This is a genomic window from Tsukamurella sp. M9C (genome assembly GCF_020169415.1).
In the GTDB taxonomy this organism is placed as follows: Bacteria; Actinomycetota; Actinomycetes; order Mycobacteriales; family Mycobacteriaceae; genus Tsukamurella.
Genome location: NZ_JAIULG010000045.1, coordinates 20526 through 38590 on the forward strand (window position 1 = coordinate 20526; position 18065 = coordinate 38590).

Sequence of the window (18065 nt, forward strand, 5' to 3'; positions counted from 1 at the left end):
CGCCTTACAGATCGATGGTCAGGTGGTCGCCGGCAGCGCGCGAGACGCAGGTCAGCATCTGGCCCTGCTCCCGCTCGAAGGGCGTCAGGGTCTTGTCCCGGTGGTCGACGGTGCCCTCGGTCACCGTCATCCGGCAGGTGCCGCAGAAGCCCTGCTTACAGGAGTACGGGGCGTCGGGCTTGGCCTTGAGGATCGCGGCCAGCAGGGTCTCGTCCGCGGCCACGTCCAGGGTCTGTCCGGACTGGGCGAGGGTGGCGGTGAAGGGCTTGCCGTCCACCACCGGCGGCGCCGAGAAGCGCTCGTAATGCAGCTCGACGTCCGTGCGGCCGATCAGGCCCACGCGCAGGGACTCGAGCATCGGGATCGGGCCGCAGGCGTACAGCGCCGTCGGGCCCGGGGTCTCGCCGATGAGGGTCTCGGCGGTGGGGATGCCGTGCTCGTCGTCGGTCCGGATCTCCACCTTGTCGCCGAACCGCTCCACCTCGGCGATGAACGGGATGGTGTCGGTGGAGCGACCGGAGTAGAGCATCGACCAGCTCAGTCCCAGGCGCTCGGCGGCGATCATCATCGGCAGGATCGGCGTGATGCCGATGCCGCCGGCGACGAACCGCAGGTGCTCCGCGGAGGAGCCGTGGCCCGGCACCGCCATCGGCATGCCGTTGCGGGGCCCCTTGACGGTCACCGTCGCACCGACGTGCAGGGTCTCGTGCACCTCGACGGAACCACCGCCGCCGTTCGGTATGCGGCGCACCGCGATCCGGTAGGTGTCGGAGTCCGCGGGGTCGCCGCACAGCGAGTACTCGCGCATGCGGCCCGAGGGCAGCAGCAGGTCGAGGTGCGCGCCGGGCGTCCAGCGGGGGAGCGGGGAATCGTCGGCCGAGACGAAGGTCAGGGCGACGACGTCCTTGTCGTGCGCGACGATCTCGCGCGAGACCACCCGCAGGTCGCGGCTGGTGCTGGGCTCGGCCAGGTGCCGCGGCTTCATCAGGTGCGCGAACGCCGGGATTGTCACGCCGAAGAAGGCGTTGGCGAAGCGCAGCAGCGGATCCCGCTTCCAGCGGCCGTACAGGTGCGGAGGGATCTCCGTGACGGGCTCGCCCCAGGGGCGGAAGACCGACGGTGCCTTGCGCTCGCCCGTCATCCGTTCGCCGCCCGGGCGGCCGGCGACTTCGCGAGGTACGCGACGGCCTGCGCGGTCGACCCGATCGACGCGGGATCGAAGCTCGGCTTGAAGTAGATGAGCGTGAACTTCACGACGTCCCGCAGCTTCGGCAGGATGTTCTTGCGGGAGCCCTTGAGGTACTCCCACCACAGCCGCGGGTAGGAGTAGCTGAAGTTCGGGTCCTTGCGCAGCATGTAGCCCGACGTGCGGTGCAGCGCGAGGATGAGGAAGACGATGCCGACGATCATCGCGCGGCAACGGTGGAAGTAGCTCGGGTCGAAGTAGTTCGCCACGTCGTGCGCGACGGACCGGTGCTCGACCTCCTCGGCGCCGTGCCAGCGACAGATGTCGGCCATCGTCGGGTCCACGTCGAAGTCGTCCCAGGCGTTGTTCAGCGCGAACACGCCCAGGATCGCGGTGTAGTGCTCCACCGCCGCGATCAGCCAGAGCCGCTGCACCATGTCGTTGTACTGGGCGCGGTCCGAGTGGTAGGTCCGCGGCGCGAGGATCTTGCGGAAGATGTACTCGAACTGCCGGGCCACGGGCTGGGTGTCGATGCCGCAGCGCTGCAGGTACTCGGAGAGGGCGCGGTCGTGCGACTCGGCGTGCATGGCCTCCTGGCCGATGAAGCCGCGCATCGTGCGGGCGAGGTTCTCGTCCTTCACGAAGGGCAGCGCCTCGGTGTAGACCTCGCAGAACCAGCGCTCGCCCTCGGGGAGCACGGAGTGCAGGATGCTGCTGATGATGTCGCTGGCCACGGGCTCGCCGGGGATCCACTCCAGCGGCACGTTCTCCCAGTCGAACTCCACGTTCCGGGCGTGGATCTCGACCTCCGCGGGCTCGTGCTGCTGGGCCGATGTGCGCGAACTCATCGTCCGACTCCTTCCACGTGGGTGTCTTGACATTCAACACCCTGATGTCCAGTGAGCGCTACCGGCTGTGAGAGCACTCGGCACGGAACCTATCACTTTCGGGTGGCCGGGCCGAAGCTCTTGCAGGCCGGATGTGACGGCGGTAACGTACAACTTGATGGTTGTAGATGAACTGGCACCGGACGAGGCGGACCGCCTTTTCCACGCCCTCGCGGATCGCACCCGGCGCGACATCGTCGTCCGGGTGATCGAGCGGGAGTGCTCCGTCTCGGAGCTCGCCCGCGGCTACGAGATGAGCTTCGCGGCGGTGCAGAAACACGTGGCGGTGCTGGAGAAGGCCGGCCTGGTCGTCAAGACCCGGCGGGGGCGCGAGGCCCTGGTCGGCCCGGACGTCGACACCATCGCGCGCGGCGCCCGCCTGCTGCGCGGATACGAGGACCTGTGGCGGGGAAGAGTCGCGCGCATGGACGCGCTGCTCGACCTCCCGAACGATTGAGGAGTTCCGTCATGCCCGTGCTCACCACCGGCGCCGATCGCGAGGCGCTCACCTTCACCCTCGAGGCGGAGTTCGCAGCCTCCCCGGAGCGCGTCTGGCAGCTCTGGGAGGACCCCCGGCTGCTGGAGAAGTGGTGGGGCCCGCCCGGATGGCCCGCCACCTTCGTCCGCCACGAGCTGCGGCCCGGCGGTGAGTCCCGCTACTACATGACCGGCCCGGACGGCACGAAGGCCGGCGGCTGGTTCTCGACGGTGTCCACCGACGCCCCGTCGACCTTCACCTTCCGCGACGGCTTCGCCGGCGAGGACGGCGAGCCCCTCGACCCCGAGGATCACTCCACGACCACCGTCGTCATCACGCCCACCGGCGACGTGACGCGCATGACCCTCACCGCGACGCACCGTTCGCTCGAGCAGCTCGAGCAGGTCCTCGAGATGGGCATGGAGGAGGGCATGACCCAGGCGATGAACCAGATCGACGCCCTGCTCTGAGCGTGTGCCGGAAATCCCGTTGACGGCGCCCCGTCGTCCCGGGATAGGCTGCCGCGCATGAACTCCTGACACGTGTCGACGCCCTGCGCGGCGTCGACGGATGCCCCCATCCGTGCCTCCCGTGTCAGGAGTCTCTCCTTTTGCGTACCTCCACGCCCATGTCCACGTCCGTCTCCGCCGACCGGTGGGCCGCGCTCGGCGCTCTCGCCCTCGGCTACGCCATGATCCTGGTGGACGCGACGGCGCTATCCGTCGTCACCGTCCGCCTCATGGACGGCCTGCACACCGACGTCCGCTCGGTGCTGTGGGTCTCGTCCGCGTACCTGCTCGCCTTCGCCGTCCCGATGCTGCTGTGCGGCCGCCTCGGTGACCGGTTCGGGCACCGCCGCATGTACCTACTCGGCCTCGCCGTCTTCCTCCTCGCGTCGCTCGCCTGCGGCTTCGCGCCGACCCTCGGCGTGCTGGTGGCGATGCGCGTCGTGCAGGGGATCGGCGCGGCGCTGATGACGCCGCAGGTCATGGCGATCATCACCCTCGTCTTCCCGATCGAGACCCGCGGTGCGGCCCTCGGCGTCTGGGGCTCCGTCACCGGCGTCGCGACGCTGGCGGGCCCGCTCCTCGGTGGCCTCCTCGCCGACGTCGCGAGCTGGCGCTGGGTGTTCTGGCTCAACGTCCCCGTGGGCGTCGCGGGGATCGTCCTTACCCTGCGGTTCGTCCCGCGGTCGACGGCGGACGCCCGCCGGCTCGATATTCCTGGGGCCGTCCTGTCCGCAGCCGCCGTGTTCGGGCTGATCCTCGGTCTGCAGGAGCTCGGGCGACCCGGCGCGATGCCGTGGATCGCGCTCGCAGCGGGCGCCGCAGCGACTCTCGCCTTCCTCTCCCGCCAGCGCCGACGGAGCGAGGACGCGCTCGTCCCGCTGCGGCTCTTCCGCATTCGCAGCTTCGCCGCGTCGTCGGGCGTCAACCTGCTCGCCGGTGCGTGGGCGACCGCCTACGTCTTCCCGGCGACGCTCTACGCGCAGGCCCGGCACGGCGTCTCGCCGGGCGGCGCCGCGCTGCTGCTGGCGCCGACGGCCCTGGTCTCGGCCCTGCTCGCGCCGCGGGTCGGGCGGTCGCTGCGCCGGCGCGACCCGCGCGGAGTCCTGTCGGCCGGTCTCGCGGTGTGCGCCCTCGGCCTGGCGCTGTTCGTGGCCGTCCTCGCCGCGGCGCTGCCGGCCGGGTGGCTGACGGTGCCGGCCGCGGTGGTCGGCGTGGGCAGCGCGATGATGTGGGGCCCGATGTCGCTGCTCGCGACCTCCGAGCTGCCGCGCGACCTGGTGGGCGCGGGCGCCGGCGTCTTCAACACGACGCGGCAGTTGGGCTCGGCGTTCGGTGCGGCCGCGGTCGCCGCGGTGCTCGCCCACGGCGCGCTGCCCGGAGCGATGGTGTTCGCGGCGGTCGTCTGCCTGGCCGCCCTCGCCGCCTCCGCCGCGGTGCGCTCGTGAAACCGGCCGAATACCGCGGCACGAGGCCGAATCTTCCCTCGTGACCGAGGAATCGGCCGGTTTCACGAGGAACTGATCGCCTCCGCCGCCAGTCGGCCGGAGATCAGGGCGGGCGGCACGCCGACGCCGGGGTGCGTCATCGACCCCGCGAGCACCGCGTTGGCGATGCCGGGCACCCGCTGCGGGCGCCGGAGCGGCCCCGTCTGGGTGAGGGTGTGGGCCGCGGCGAACGGGGTGCCCGCCGACATGCCCTGTCGAGCCCAGTCCGCCGGGGTGTCCACGTGGAGCACCTCCGCGTCGGAGATCCCGCGGTAACCGCGGCCCTCCAGGGTGCGCAGCGCGTCGCGCGCGTAGTCGGTGCCCATCGTGTCCCAGTCCAGCGGCGCCGATTCCAGGTTCGGGCAGGGGGCCAGCACGCTCACCGGCCCGGGCTCGCCCGTCGTGACCGACGGCCGGGTGATGAGGAACGACGGGTCGCTCATCAGCCGCCCGCGGCCCCGCGTCGCGGTGATCTCCGCGAACGTCCGCTCCCACGCGGCGCCGAAGTCCAGCGTGTGGTGGGCCTGCGTGGGCCAGTGGTCCTGCAGGTCCGGGTCCACGTCGAGGTGCGCGACCACCGCCGACGGCGACAACCGCACCCTCCGCGGCGCCCGCCCGCCGAGCGGCGCGATGAGCCGGTCGGTGACGGGCGAGTCGGCGGTGAGCACCACCCCGTCGAACGGCAACTGGTGCACGCGGGTGATCGTCCGGGCCCGCAGCCCCGTCACACGGCCCCGTCGGCCATCGAGGCCGATCACCTCGTGGTCGAAGAGGAGCCGCCCTCCGGCCCGTTGGATCTGCCGGGCCATGACGGACGCCACCCAACCCATACCCGCCCGCGGGTACCAGACGCCCAGGCCGACGTCCATGTGCGAGATCACGGCGTACACAGCCCGCGCCGCCGACGGCGCGACCCCCGCGTACAGCGCCTGGAAGGTGAGCATGCGGCGGGCGCGCGGGTCGTCGACGCGGCGGTCCACCTGGTGCTGCATCGAGCGCAGCGCGCCGCGTCGCACCAGCCCGCCGAGCCGGGCCAGGTCGCGCGGGTTCGCGTACGAGCCCCATGCGGCGTCCCCGGCGATGAACCGCTCGTAAGCGGCATCGAACATGCCCTGCTGCCAGCGCATGTGCTCGGGGACGGCGAGGTCCTCGGGCACGTGCAGCACGCTCGGCGGCAGGCCGTCCAGCGCGGGGAAGCGGCCCGCGTACGCGGGCGTGACGGGAAGGAGGTCCAGCTCGTCCTCGGCGGCGAACCGGTCCAGGCCGCCCGCCGCGAGGGCGTCGAAGACCAGCTCCGGCATGGTCAGCACGCTCGCGCCCGGATCGACGACGTGGCCGCCGATCCGCACCGTGCCCGCGCGCCCGCCCACGTGTCGCGACCGCTCGATCACGGTGACCTCGTGGCCCGCCCCGAGCAGGTGCAGCGCCGCCGACAGTCCGGACAGTCCCGCCCCGATGATTCCGATGTGCACGGGACGAGTCTAGAAAGGTCCCGCAGCAACATATTGCAATGTATGCATATGTGGCATACGCTCAGGACATGAGCGCAGAACACGACCACGAATCCGGCCACTCGGCGCGGTGGGAGATCGGCTTCGCCATCGCCTCGGGCGTCACCTACACCGCGGGCATGATCGCCGAGTACGCCCTGAAGCTGCCCGACGTCGGCACCGCCCTCTTCCTCGCCACCTACTTCTTCGGCGGCTTCTTCACCATCCGCTCCGCGATCAAGTCCACGCTGAACGGCAAGTTCGAGGTCGACTTCCTCATGCTGGTCGCGGCGATCGGCGCCGCCTCCATCGGCCGGTTCGCCGAGGGCGCGGTGCTGCTGTTCCTGTTCAGCCTCGGCCACGCGCTGGAGGAGTTCGCGCTGGCCCGCGCGTCGAAGTCGATCGAGGCACTGGCCGGCCTCGCGCCCCGCACCGCGCTGGTGCACGTCGGCGGACCGTCGACCACGGCGGGCGAGTTCGTCGACCGGCAGGTGGAGGACGTCGCCGTCGGCGACCTCGTGCTGATCCGCCCCAATGCCCGCGTCAGCTCCGACGGCGTGGTCGTCGACGGCCGGTCCGCGATCGACCAGAGCGCGGTCACGGGCGAGTCGATGCCCGTCGAGAAGGAGCCGCTCGATCCCGCCCGCACCGGCCGCGTCGCCGACGAGAACAAGGTCTTCGCGGGCACCGTCAACGGCTCCGGCGCGCTCGTCGTGCAGGTCACGGCGCTGGCAAAGGACTCCACGCTGAGCAAGGTGGTCGAGCTCGTCGCGTCCACCGACCAGGCCAAGTCGCCCACGCAGCGCTTCCTCGACAAGTTCCAGCGCATCTACGTGCCGGCGGTGATCGCCTTCGTCATCGGCGTCTTCCTCGTCGGCTACTTCGCGCTGGGCAACCCCTTCGACGACGCCTTCTACCTCGCGATGGCCGTCCTCGTCGCCGCGAGCCCCTGCGCGCTGGCGCTGGCCACCCCGTCGGCCGTGCTCGCCGGCGTCGCCCGCGCGGCCCGCGCCGGCGTGCTCGTCAAGGGCGGCGCCCCGCTCGAGACGCTGGGCCGGGTCACGTCGATCGCGTTCGACAAGACCGGCACGCTCACCTGGGGCGAGCCGCGGGTCACCGATACCGTCGCCGCGCCCGGCGTCGAGCTCGACGAGCTGCTCGCGACCACCCTCGCCGTCGAGAAGCTCTCGGACCACCCGCTCGCGGCCGCGGTCGCCGAGGCCGTCGCCGCCCGCACGTCGACGGTGCTCACCGCCTCCGACTTGCAGTCCGTCACCGGACGCGGCGTCCGCGCCCTCGTCGACGGGGAGCGGGTCGAGATCGGCAACGAGCGCCTCTTCACCGACGCCGCCATCGAGATCGACGGTGCCGTCGCCGCCGACGTCGAGCGGCTCCAGGCCGGCGGCCGCACCCTGATGATCGTGCGCCGCGGCGGCCGCTTCCTCGGCGTGATCGGCGTGATGGACACGCCCCGTCGGGAGGCCGGGCAGGTGCTCGACCGGCTGCGCGAGTCCGGCATGACCGACATCGTGATGATCTCCGGCGACCACCAGCAGGTGGCCGAGGCCGTGGGTCGCGATGTGGGCGTCGACCGCGCGCTCGGCGGGCTGCTGCCCGAGGACAAGGTGACCCACGTCCGGGGCCTGTCCGGCGCCGGGCCGGACGCCCGACGGTGCGCCATGGTCGGCGACGGCGTCAACGACGCCCCCGCGATGGCGCAGGCCGACGTGGGCATCGCGATGGGCGCCGCCGGCTCGGCGGTCGCGCTGGAGACTGCCGACGTCGCGCTGATGAGCGACGACCTGGGCCGCCTGCCCTTCGCGGTGCGGCTGAGCCGGCAGACCAGCCGCATCATCCGGCAGAACCTCATCGCCGCGCTCGGCATCGTGGTCTTCCTGGTGATCGTCACCTTCCTCGGTATGCCGATGGGGCCGGTGGTCTTCATCCACGAGGGCTCGACGCTCATCGTCGTGGCCAACGCGCTGCGGCTGCTGCGCTTCGAGGTGGGTCGGGAGCACGAGGGGGTGGAGCACGAGGCGCGCCCCGAACGCGAGCCCGTGGCCGCGTGATCGGGGAAGCGCAGCGGAGCACGAGGTGCGCCCCGAGCGGGAGCCCGTCGCGGCCTGAAATCCGCTGAGGGCGAACGTCGATGCCCGGCCGGAACAACCCGGCCGGGCGTCGGCGTTGAGCGGGGCAGACTGAACTTTGGAGGTCCCATGTCTGAGCAGATCTCGCTGCCCGTTCTCTTCGTCCCCGACCTCGTCGTGCTCCCCGGCATGGTCGTGCCGATCCCCCTCGACGACGCCGCCGCGCAGGCGGCCGTCGACGCCGGCCGCGCGAGCGAGCGTGGCAAGCTCCTCATCGCCCCGCGGCTGGACGACCGCTACCCGACGCACGGCGTGGTCGCGTCGATCGTGCAGGTCGGCCGCGTTCCCGGACAGTCCGAGTACGTCGCGGTGCTCCGCGGCGAGCAGCGCGCCCACATCGGCTCCGGCACCACCGGCCCCGGCGCGGCCCTGTGGGTCGAGGTCGAGCTCGTCGACGACGCGCCCGTCACCGAGCGCACCCGCGAGCTGGCCGCCGAGTACAAGAAGGTCGTGCTCGCGATGCTGCAGCGCCGCGAGGCGTGGCAGGTCATCGACGCCGTCAACCGGCTCACCGACCCCGCCGCGCTGGCGGACACGTCGGGCTACTCGTCCTGGCTGACGAACGAGCAGAAGCGCGAGCTGCTCGAGACCGGCGACGTCGACGCGCGCCTGCAGCGGCTCATCGACTGGACCGGCGAGCACCTCGCCGAGACCGAGGTGAGTGACAAGATCGCCTCCGACGTCCGCGACGGGATGGAGAAGCAGCAGAAGGAGTTCCTGCTCCGGCAGCAGCTCAACGCCATCCGCAAGGAGCTCGGGGAGGACGAGCCCGACGGTGCCGACGACTACCGGTCCCGCGTCGAGGCCGCCGACCTCCCGGAGAAGGTCCGCGAGGCGGCGCTGCGCGAGGTCGGCAAGCTGGAGCGCGGCACCGACCAGAGCCCCGAGGCGGGCTGGATCCGCACCTGGCTCGACGCCGTCCTCGACCTGCCGTGGAACGTCACGACCGAGGACTCGGACGACCTGGCCGGCGCGCGGGCGATCCTCGACGCCGACCACCACGGCCTCGACGACGTGAAGGATCGCATCGTCGAGTACCTCGCCGTGCGGTCGCGCCGGTCGCAGCGCGGCATGTCGCTGGTCGGCGGCCGCGGCTCGGGCGCCGTCATGGTGCTCGCCGGCCCTCCCGGCGTCGGCAAGACCTCCCTCGGCGAGTCCGTCGCCCGGGCGCTGGGTCGGAAGTTCGTGCGCGTGGCACTCGGCGGCGTGCGCGACGAGGCCGAGATCCGCGGGCACCGTCGCACCTACGTCGGCGCGCTGCCCGGCCGGATCGTGCGCGCGATCGGCGAGGCCGGAGCGATGAACCCGGTGGTGCTGCTCGACGAGATCGACAAGGTGGGCTCCGACTACCGCGGCGACCCCGCGGCTGCCCTGCTCGAGGTCCTCGACCCCGCGCAGAACCACACCTTCCGCGACCACTACCTGGACCTCGACCTGGACCTGTCCGACGTCGTCTTCCTGGCGACGGCCAACGTGGTGGACAACATCCCGTCGGCGCTGCTCGACCGCATGGAGCTCGTCACCCTCGACGGCTACACCGAGGACGACAAGGTCGCGATCGCCCGGGACTACCTGGTGCCGCGGCAGCTCGAGCGGGCGGCGCTGACCGCCGACGAGGTGACCGTCACTGACGACGCGCTGCGCGAGATCGCCGCGAACTACACCCGGGAGCCGGGCGTGCGGCAGTTCGAGCGGCTGCTCGCGAAGGCGCTGCGCAAGGTCGCGGTGGAGCAGTCCTCCTCCTCGGAGGGCGGGCGCACCGTCGTCGATGTTGGGGACCTGCAGGGCTACCTCGGCCGGCCCCGGTTCACCCCGGAGACCGCGGAGCGCACCGAGGTGCCGGGCGTCGCGACGGGCCTCGCCGTGACCGGCATGGGCGGTGACGTCCTGTTCATCGAGGCGCTGCACACGCCCGGCGAGTCCGGCCCGGAGCTGAAGCTGACGGGTCAGCTCGGCGACGTGATGAAGGAGTCGGCGCAGATCGCTCTGTCGTACGTGCAGGCGCACGCCGCCGACTTCGGCATCGATCCGGCCGCGCTGAACGGCACGGTGCACATCCACTTCCCGGCCGGCGCCGTCCCCAAGGACGGGCCGTCGGCGGGCGTCACGATGGTCACCGCGCTGGTCTCGATGCTGACGGGGCGGCGCGTGCGCAGCGACGTCGGCATGACCGGCGAGGTCACGCTGAACGGCCGGGTGCTGCCGATCGGCGGGGTCAAGCAGAAGCTGCTGGCCGCGCAGCGCAACGGCCTGAAGACGGTGTTCGTCCCGCAGCGCAACGAGCCCGACCTGGACGACGTCCCGGCCGAGGTCCTCGACGCGCTGGACGTGAAGCCCATGGTCGACGTCGCCGAGATCGTTGCGCTGGTCCTCGAGCCGGTGTCCGAGGGCGCGCAGGTCGCCGCCTAGCAGGTTCGACGGTGCGGGCGGGTCGCTTCGGCGGCCCGCCCGCTCGGCGTTCAAGGGGAGGTCGGCGTTCAAGGGGAGGTCGGCGTCCGGTGGGGGATTCGGCGCCGCGCGGGGGACGGCCGGTCCCCCACCAGGGGAGCGGCTTCTCGTGGGGGAGCGAACGGATCCGAGGGGATTCGGCGCGGCGCGGGGGACGAACTCCCTCCGGTGTGCCCGCGCTGCGCGAAACGCGGTTCAGGTCGACGCGGCCGCGAGGGCGGTGACGAGGACTATCGCGACGACTGGGCCGGTCATGAGGAGCACGGTGGTGCAGGCGATACGGCACGGGCCGAGTCCCCAGAAGCTGCCTATCGCGGCGAGTACGGGAGTTGCGAGAGCGAGGATCACCGCTGCACCCAGTAGGGAGTCGAAGTGGTCGAGGTTGTTGCCCAGCGCGCCGGCGACGACCAGGATGAAGCACCCGTACGCCCCGCCGCACGCGAAGAGTGCCGCTCGGGCGACGCGGGTGCGAAGTGCGTCGCGGTGTTCGGTGTAGACCGTGTTCGTCATCCGTCCAGTCCACTCGCTTCGACGTGGCGGCGGATCCGTGGAACTACCCAGTCGACCCCTGGGATTCCCCGCGGTCCGCGTGACGGCCGGTAATGCGGCGTGACGGCCTGCGAAGCTGCGCGGGGGACGTGCACGCCGCGCGGGGGACGAATCGTCCCCCATCAGACGACCGGCTTCCCGTGGGGGAGGTGCCGCCGCGTGGGGGGGCGTGGCCGCCGCGCGGGGGACGGAGCGGATGTCACCGGCACCGTCGGACAGCGCGACCTGGGAGAACTCACCTTGAGCGACCTGCGCTCAACTTTTTCGCGAAATCGGGAACATTCCCGTCCGGTCGTCCGTTGGACTGAACGTACTACTTGAGCGTGATCCGCTCAATGGGGTAGAACTGAAGTGTTCGCCCCTTGAGTCGGGGGCGCTGAAGTCTGGATCTGTAGCAGAACTATTCAGGAGGCAAATCAATATGGGACGTGCAGTAGGCATCGACCTCGGCACCACCAACTCGTGCGTCGCTGTCCTCGAGGGCGGCGACCCGGTCGTGATCGCGAACGCCGAGGGCTCGCGGACCACCCCTTCGGTGGTGGCCTTCGCGCGCAACGGTGAGGTCCTGGTGGGTCAGCCCGCCAAGAACCAGGCCGTCACGAACGTCGACCGCACCATTCGCTCGGTCAAGCGCCACATCGGCACCGACTGGACGCAGAAGATCGACGACAAGGACTACACCAGCCAGGAGATCAGCGCCCGCACGCTGATGAAGCTCAAGCGCGACGCCGAGGCCTACCTGGGCGAGGACGTCACCGACGCCGTCGTCACGGTGCCCGCGTACTTCAACGACGCGCAGCGCCAGGCCACCAAGGAGGCCGGCCAGATCGCGGGCCTGAACGTGCTCCGCATCGTCAACGAGCCCACCGCCGCCGCGCTCGCGTACGGCCTGGACAAGGGCGAGAAGGAGCAGACCATCCTGGTCTTCGACCTCGGTGGCGGCACCTTCGACGTCTCGCTGCTGGAGATCGGCGACGGCGTCGTCGAGGTCCGCGCGACCTCGGGCGATAACAACCTCGGTGGCGACGACTGGGATCAGCGCGTCGTCGACTGGCTCGTCGAGAAGTTCAAGGCGCAGCACGGCATCGACCTGACCAAGGACAAGATGGCAATGCAGCGTCTGCGTGAGGCCGCTGAGAAGGCGAAGATCGAGCTGAGCTCGGGTCAGAGCACGTCGATCAACCTGCCGTACATCACGGTGGACGCGGACAAGAACCCGCTGTTCCTCGATGAGAACCTGTCGCGCAGCGAGTTCCAGAAGATCACCAACGATCTGCTGGAGCGCACCCGCAAGCCCTTCCAGGCGGTCATCAAGGACGCCGGCATCGCCGTGGGCGACATCGACCACGTCGTGCTCGTCGGCGGTTCCACCCGTATGCCCGCCGTGACCGAGCTGGTCAAGGAGCTCACCGGCGGCCAGGAGCCCAACAAGGGCGTCAACCCGGACGAGGTCGTCGCCGTCGGCGCCGCCCTGCAGGCCGGCGTGCTGCGCGGCGAGGTCAAGGACGTGCTGCTGCTCGACGTCACCCCGCTGTCCCTCGGCATCGAGACCAAGGGCGGCGTGATGACCAAGCTCATCGAGCGCAACACCACCATCCCCACCAAGCGGTCCGAGACCTTCACCACGGCCGACGACAACCAGCCGTCGGTGCAGATCCAGGTCTTCCAGGGCGAGCGTGAGATCGCCGCGCACAACAAGCTGCTCGGCAGCTTCGAGCTCACCGGCATCGCGCCGGCGCCGCGCGGCGTGCCCCAGATCGAGGTCACCTTCGACATCGATGCCAACGGCATCGTGCACGTGACCGCGAAGGACAAGGGCACCGGCAAGGAGAACACCATCAAGATCTCCGACGGCAGTGGTCTGTCGCAGGAGGAGATCGACCGGATGATCAAGGACGCCGAGGCGCACGCCCAGGAGGACAAGGCTCGTCGCGAGGAGGCGGAGACCCGCAACCAGGCCGAGTCGCTGGTCAACCAGACCGAGAAGTTCCTCAAGGAGAACGAGGACAAGGTCCCGGCCGAGAACAAGACCAAGGTCGAGGCCGCCATCAAGGAGGCGAACGAGGCGCTCCAGGGCACCGACATCGCCGCCGTGAAGGCCGCCGTCGAGAAGCTCTCGACCGAGTCGCAGGAGCTGGGCCAGGCGCTGTACGCGCAGGCCGGTGCCGCTGAGGCGCAGGCCGACGGTGCCGACGCCGGCGCCCAGCAGGACGACGGCGTCGTGGACGCCGAGGTCGTCGACGAGGACCCGAAGGACGCCAAGTAATGACGAGTCCCGAGAATCCGGTGGAACCGGATGAGGTGACCGCGGAGTCCGAGGTCGCGGCGGAGGAATCCGCCGCGGCCGCGGCCGACGCCGAGATCGTGGAGGAGGCCGCGCCCGACAAGGAGGCGGAACTCACCGCCGATCTGCAGCGCGTGACCGCCGAGTACGCCAACTACCGCAAGCGCACCGCGCGCGATGTGGTGGACGCCCGCGCCGCGGGCAAGGCCTTCGTGGTCGGCGAGCTGCTCGTGGTCCTCGACGACCTGGAGCGCGCGCGCAACCACGGCGATCTCGAGGCCGGGCCGCTGAAGTCCGTGTCCGACAAGCTCGACGGCGTGCTCAAGACCCTCGGTCTCGAGTCCTTCGGTGCGGAGGGCGACGAGTTCGACCCCGCGATCCACGAGGCCGTGCAGCACGAGGGCGACGGTGCCGATCCCGTTCTGGGAGCGGTACTGCGCCAGGGATATCAGATCGATGGCAAGGTGATCCGTAACGCGATGGTCGCAGTGGTCGACCGTCCGGCGGAGGCCCCGAGCCAGGACGAGCAATAAAGGAGGTGATGCCCAGTGGCACAGAGGGAATGGGTTGAGCAGGACTTCTACAAGGAGCTGGGCGTCAGCTCCAGTGCGAGTGCCGACGAGATCAAGAAGGCCTACCGCAAGCTGGCCCGTGAGCTGCACCCGGACGCGAATCCGGGCAATACTCAGGCCGAGGAGCGGTTCAAGCGGGTCTCCGAGGCGCACGCCGTGCTCTCCGACCCGGCCAAGCGCAAGGAGTACGACGAGACGCGGCGCCTGTTCGGCGGTGGTCGCTTCGGCTCCGGCGGCGCGGGCGGCTACGGCGGCGGCGGCGGTTTCGGCACCGGCGGCTTCGGCAACACCGGCGGCGGCTCGGGCGGGTTCTCGTTCTCGGACATCTTCGACGGTGCCGCCTCCGGCAACGGTGGAGGCGGCGGCTTCGGGGACATCTTCGAGGGTCTGTTCAACCGCGGTGGCGCGGGGCAGGGCTCCGGCCCGGGCCCGCAGCCCACGCGGCCGCGCCGCGGCAGCGATCTGGAGTCCGAGCTGACGCTGGGCTTCCGGGACGCGACGCTGGGCGTGACCACGCCGATCACGCTGACCTCGCCGTCACCGTGCACCACCTGCCACGGGTCCGGCGCCAAGCCGGGCACCAGCCCGCGGGTGTGCCAGTCCTGCAACGGTTCCGGGCTCGTCAGTCGGAACCAGGGGGCGTTCAGCTTCTCCGAGCCGTGCCCGGACTGCCGCGGCACCGGCTCGGTGATCGACGACCCCTGTTCGGACTGCAGCGGCACCGGCGTCACCGTGCGCACCCGCACGGTGAACGTGAAGATCCCGCCCGGCGTCAAGGACGGCCAGCGCATCCGCCTGGCCGGCCAGGGGCAGGCCGGGATGCGCGGGGCGCCCTCGGGCGACCTGTTCGTCACGGTCCACGTCAGCGCCGACGAGGTCTTCACCCGCAACGGCGACGACCTGCTCGTCACCCTGCCCGTGAGCTTCGCGGAGCTGGCGCTGGGCGCCACCGTCACCGTCCCCACGCTGGGACAGCCGGTGGGCGTGAAGATCCCGGCCGGCACCACCGACGGTCGCACCCTGCGGGTGCGCGGCCGCGGCGTGCCGAAGCGGGCGGGCGGCCACGGCGACCTGCTCGTCAAGGTGCAGGTCGCGGTGCCCCCGTCGCTCGACGAGCGGGCGCAGCAGGCGCTCCGCGACTACGCGGAGGCCGAGCGCGCCGCGGGCTTCGACCCGCGGGGCGGCTGGGCCGGCGCCGGAAGTTCTGCGGGGGCGTAGCGATGAATGTCGACCAGCAGTTCCCCGAGGACCCGGACGCGCATGTGTTCATGATCTCGGTGGCTGCGCAGCTCGCGGGGATGCACGCGCAGACCCTCCGCACGTACGACCGCCTCGGGCTCGTGACGCCCGAGCGGTCGGCGGGCGGGGGTCGGCGCTACTCCTCGCGCGACGTCGACCTGCTCCGCGAGGTGCAGCGACTCTCGCAGGACGAGGGCGTGAACCTCGCCGGGATCAAGCGGATCATCGACCTGACGAATCAGGTCGACGCCCTGCAGCGGCGGGTCGAGGAACTCGCCGCGCAGGTCGACAACGTCCGTCGCGGTGGCGAACTCGTGCATGTGCCGAAATCCAGCGCCATGGTGGTGTGGCAGCCCCGCAGCCGCCGCGGCGGCTGAGGGCGGCCCTCTCTTCCGCCCCGGGAGTCCGGCAGTCGCGGAGTCGCCGCAAGCCCTGAAATCAGATGTCCGTGCCACGGCCCCGGGAGTCCGACGACCCCGGGGCCGTCGCACGTCCCGGGCACGGCGCCCGCCGGTTCACAGCGGGTCGTGCAGCACGTCCTCGGCCGCGGCGCCCCGCGCCACGGCCTTCTCGCTCGCGGCGCGCAGCAGGCCCCGCGGGCCGGCGATCAGCACGCGGTGCCCGGTGAGATCCAGGCCGTCCATCGCGTCCACCAGCGAGCCGTGCCGCAGCGGCAGCGCGCGGTAGGCGGTGGCGGGATGCTTGAGCCACCACGGATCCCGTCGTGCGTCCGTCACCTGCGTCACCTTGAGCCACGGATTCGTCGCCGCTAGCGGCGCCAGCGAATCCGAGTCGTACAGCAGCCCCGGCGATCGCGCCCCCACGAGGAGGTGCACGTCGGGGTTGTCGGCGTTCATGGCCATCGCGAGCAGCATCGACTTCATCGGCGCGAGGCCGGTGCCGCCGGCGATCATCGTGATGGGGCGGTCACCGTCGGGCCGCAGGAGCCCGTGGACCTGCCCGAACTGCCACACGTCGCCCGGGCGGGTCTCGCCGAAGACGGTGCTGGAGAGGTAGCCGCCCGGCACCGCGCGGACGTGGAACTCCAGCTGCCCCTGCGTGTTCGGCGGCATCGCCAGCGACAGGGGGCGCCACACGCGCGGCACCTGCGGGATCTGCGTCTCGACGTACTGGCCGGGCCGGAAGAGCAGCGGCTCGTCGGCGACGAGGCGCACCACCGACAGGCCGGGGTGCGGACGCAGCACCTCCGCCACGCGGGCGGTGCGGCGGGCGGGCGTCGGATCGGAGTGCGCGCCGCCGCGCATCACGCCGGTGAGCAGCTGGACGCCCTGCTCGAGCACCACGGCGTCCTCCTCGTCGAGCCCGCCGTGCGGCTTGTACACGGCGTGGACCTCCGTGATGAGCGCCGTCGACATCGTCTCGTAGTGGGCCTCGGTGAGCCCGTACTTGCGGTGATCGCGCCCGAGCTGCGCGAGGAACTCGATCAGCTCGTCGTGCCCGTCGGTCTTCGGGATCGAGGTGAAGACGTGGTCGAGCACGCGCATGAACGTCGCGCGGTGCCCCGACATGCTGGCGGGGAAGAGGTCGCGCAGCGACGGGTCCATGGCGAAGAGGCGGGCGAAGAGGCCCTTGGTGAAGTCGTCCGCCACCGGCCGGAGATCGGCCGCGATCTGCGCCAGACCGTGCCGTGCATGCGAACCCACTGCCGCTCCGCTCCTGCCTTCCGAACCGCTCGTTGACGGCCCCATCCTACCTGCGGCTTTGCGTTCGTCACGCCTCTGCGCGGACGGCGTGCCCAGTGCTGCGCCGAACCGGGCCGTCGAGTATCTTTCTCCCGGGCGCGCACACCGTGCCGAGGGGATCGACGAGCTCGAAGAGAGGGTTCCACCGCCATGATCGCTGTGCGAGTCAGCCGCCGCGTGCGCCGCATCGGATACGGCATCGCCTTCGGAGCGGGCATCGCCCTCGCGCCGATCGCCGCCGGGTCCACCTCCGCCGACACGGGGACGGTCGCCGATGCTCCCACCGCCCCCGCGGCGGTGCAGCGCGTGAAGCCGGTCGTCGTGCCCAAGGCCGTTGTCCGGCCCGTGGCTGCGAAGCCGGTGGCCAAGCCTGTCTCCGGGAAGGCCGTGGCGGCGAAGCCCGCCGCGAGGCCGGCTGCGGCGAAGCCCGCCGCGGTCCGGGGCGGCTCCACCGACCGGCGCCCCGTCGTCGTGATCGGCGCCTCGGTCTCCTCGGGCAAGGAGGTCTCGTCCGCGCAGGCCTACCCGCGCCGCGTCGCCGCGCTCTCCGGCCGCCCGGTCCAGGTCAGCTCCCGCGTGGGCGCCGGCTACGCCGACGGCTCCATCGCGCGCCTCACCCGCGCCGCGAACCTGCCCGCGCAGAACCCGTCGCTGGTCGTGCTCCAGGCGGGCACCAACGACGTCGGCGCGCCGCCGGCTCTCGTCGCGGGCCAGGTGCGGCAGGTCGTCTCGACGGTGCGCCAGCAGGCGCCGGGCGCGAAGATCGCCGTGGTCACGGTGTTCCCGTCGATCCACAGCGGCGACGCGGCGCGCACCACGGACGCCGCGATCATCGGCGCGGCCCGGTCCGTCGACCCGAGCGTCGTCGTGATCTCCCCGCTCAGCGAGGGCTGGAACTACACCTCCTCGGAGGACGGCCACCCCGGTTCCGCCGCGCACCTGCGGATCGCCGAGCGCGTCGCCGGCCTGGTCTGAGGCTCGAGCTGCGACCCAGCGCCTGCGACGGGACGACCTGCCCGCTGCGGGCATCACTCGCGGGTATTTCGGGTGCGGGAGATCCTCCGCACCTGATACGCCAGGGTGGCGGGT

Annotated in this window: 15 protein-coding genes; 10 read left to right on the forward strand and 5 right to left on the reverse strand. The window is 71.5% G+C overall.

Annotation, left to right across the window (positions count from 1 at the left end; translation table 11 throughout):
• Window positions 1–4: 4 nt before the first annotated feature.
• Both LB823_RS18400 and LB823_RS18405 read right to left on the reverse strand, forming a co-directional pair.
• Entirely contained in the window at window positions 5–1141 is a 1137-nt protein-coding gene (locus tag LB823_RS18400) for a PDR/VanB family oxidoreductase (protein WP_224649844.1), read from the reverse strand.
• Window positions 1138–2034: a metal-dependent hydrolase gene (locus LB823_RS18405; RefSeq protein ID WP_224649846.1), complete on the reverse strand. Its 897-nt coding sequence runs from the start codon at window positions 2032–2034 to the stop codon at window positions 1138–1140. Before LB823_RS18405 ends, LB823_RS18400 begins: the two co-directional genes overlap by 4 nt.
• Window positions 2035–2191: 157 nt before the next feature.
• Here LB823_RS18405 and LB823_RS18410 point away from each other — a divergent pair, with 157 nt between their 5' ends.
• The 3 genes from LB823_RS18410 (at window position 2192) to LB823_RS18420 (ending at window position 4505) form a co-directional block, all read left to right on the forward strand.
• Entirely contained in the window at window positions 2192–2530 is a 339-nt protein-coding gene (locus LB823_RS18410; RefSeq protein WP_224649848.1) for a metalloregulator ArsR/SmtB family transcription factor, read from the forward strand.
• An 11-nt stretch (window positions 2531–2541) separates the two neighbouring features.
• The gene (locus LB823_RS18415; protein ID WP_224649850.1) at window positions 2542–3021 is read left to right on the forward strand and encodes an SRPBCC domain-containing protein; all 480 of its coding nucleotides are present in this window, start codon (window positions 2542–2544) and stop codon (window positions 3019–3021) included.
• A gap of 158 nt (window positions 3022–3179) precedes the next feature.
• The gene (locus LB823_RS18420) at window positions 3180–4505 is read left to right on the forward strand and encodes an MFS transporter (protein WP_224649852.1); all 1326 of its coding nucleotides are present in this window, start codon (window positions 3180–3182) and stop codon (window positions 4503–4505) included.
• 62 nt (window positions 4506–4567) lie between these two features.
• Here the strand turns inward: LB823_RS18420 and crtI are convergent, their stop codons facing one another.
• Entirely contained in the window at window positions 4568–6016 is a 1449-nt protein-coding gene (gene crtI, locus LB823_RS18425) for a phytoene desaturase family protein (protein ID WP_224649854.1), read from the reverse strand.
• Between the two features lie 68 nt (window positions 6017–6084).
• On the opposite strand from crtI, the gene LB823_RS18430 reads away from it, so the two are divergent.
• On the forward strand, window positions 6085–8103 hold the full coding sequence (locus tag LB823_RS18430; protein ID WP_224649856.1) for a heavy metal translocating P-type ATPase: 2019 nt from the start codon (window positions 6085–6087) through the stop codon (window positions 8101–8103).
• A 147-nt stretch (window positions 8104–8250) separates the two neighbouring features.
• Window positions 8251–10590 carry an endopeptidase La gene (gene lon / locus LB823_RS18435; RefSeq protein ID WP_224649858.1) on the forward strand — a complete coding sequence of 780 codons (2340 nt, stop codon included), beginning with the start codon at window positions 8251–8253 and terminating at the stop codon, window positions 10588–10590.
• 234 nt (window positions 10591–10824) lie between these two features.
• On the opposite strand, the gene LB823_RS18440 is transcribed toward lon, so the two are convergent.
• A complete protein-coding gene (locus tag LB823_RS18440) occupies window positions 10825–11139 on the reverse strand; it encodes a hypothetical protein (RefSeq protein ID WP_224649860.1) in 315 nt (104 codons plus the stop codon).
• 460 nt (window positions 11140–11599) lie between these two features.
• Here LB823_RS18440 and dnaK point away from each other — a divergent pair, with 460 nt between their 5' ends.
• From dnaK to LB823_RS18460, 4 genes are read left to right on the forward strand one after another with little or no spacing between them, the layout of a single operon-like run.
• Window positions 11600–13444, forward strand: coding sequence for a molecular chaperone DnaK (dnaK, locus tag LB823_RS18445; RefSeq protein ID WP_224649862.1), 1845 nt, complete (start codon window positions 11600–11602; stop codon window positions 13442–13444).
• Complete coding sequence (grpE, locus tag LB823_RS18450) at window positions 13444–13995, forward strand: nucleotide exchange factor GrpE (RefSeq protein WP_224649864.1); 552 nt, start codon at window positions 13444–13446, stop codon at window positions 13993–13995. The genes dnaK and grpE overlap by 1 nt, the downstream gene beginning before the upstream one ends.
• 15 nt (window positions 13996–14010) lie before the next feature.
• Window positions 14011–15252: a molecular chaperone DnaJ gene (dnaJ, locus tag LB823_RS18455; protein ID WP_224649866.1), complete on the forward strand. Its 1242-nt coding sequence runs from the start codon at window positions 14011–14013 to the stop codon at window positions 15250–15252.
• Window positions 15253–15254: 2 nt separating this feature from the next.
• Window positions 15255–15650: a heat shock protein transcriptional repressor HspR gene (locus tag LB823_RS18460; protein WP_224649868.1), complete on the forward strand. Its 396-nt coding sequence runs from the start codon at window positions 15255–15257 to the stop codon at window positions 15648–15650.
• A gap of 138 nt (window positions 15651–15788) precedes the next feature.
• Here the strand turns inward: LB823_RS18460 and LB823_RS18465 are convergent, their stop codons facing one another.
• Window positions 15789–16937 (reverse strand): FAD-binding oxidoreductase, encoded by a 1149-nt coding sequence (locus LB823_RS18465; protein ID WP_224649871.1) that lies wholly within the window; start codon window positions 16935–16937, stop codon window positions 15789–15791.
• A 189-nt stretch (window positions 16938–17126) separates the two neighbouring features.
• Here LB823_RS18465 and LB823_RS23910 point away from each other — a divergent pair, with 189 nt between their 5' ends.
• Window positions 17127–17951, forward strand: coding sequence for an SGNH/GDSL hydrolase family protein (locus LB823_RS23910; RefSeq protein WP_304941288.1), 825 nt, complete (start codon window positions 17127–17129; stop codon window positions 17949–17951).
• The last annotated feature ends 114 nt before the right edge of the window (window positions 17952–18065 follow it).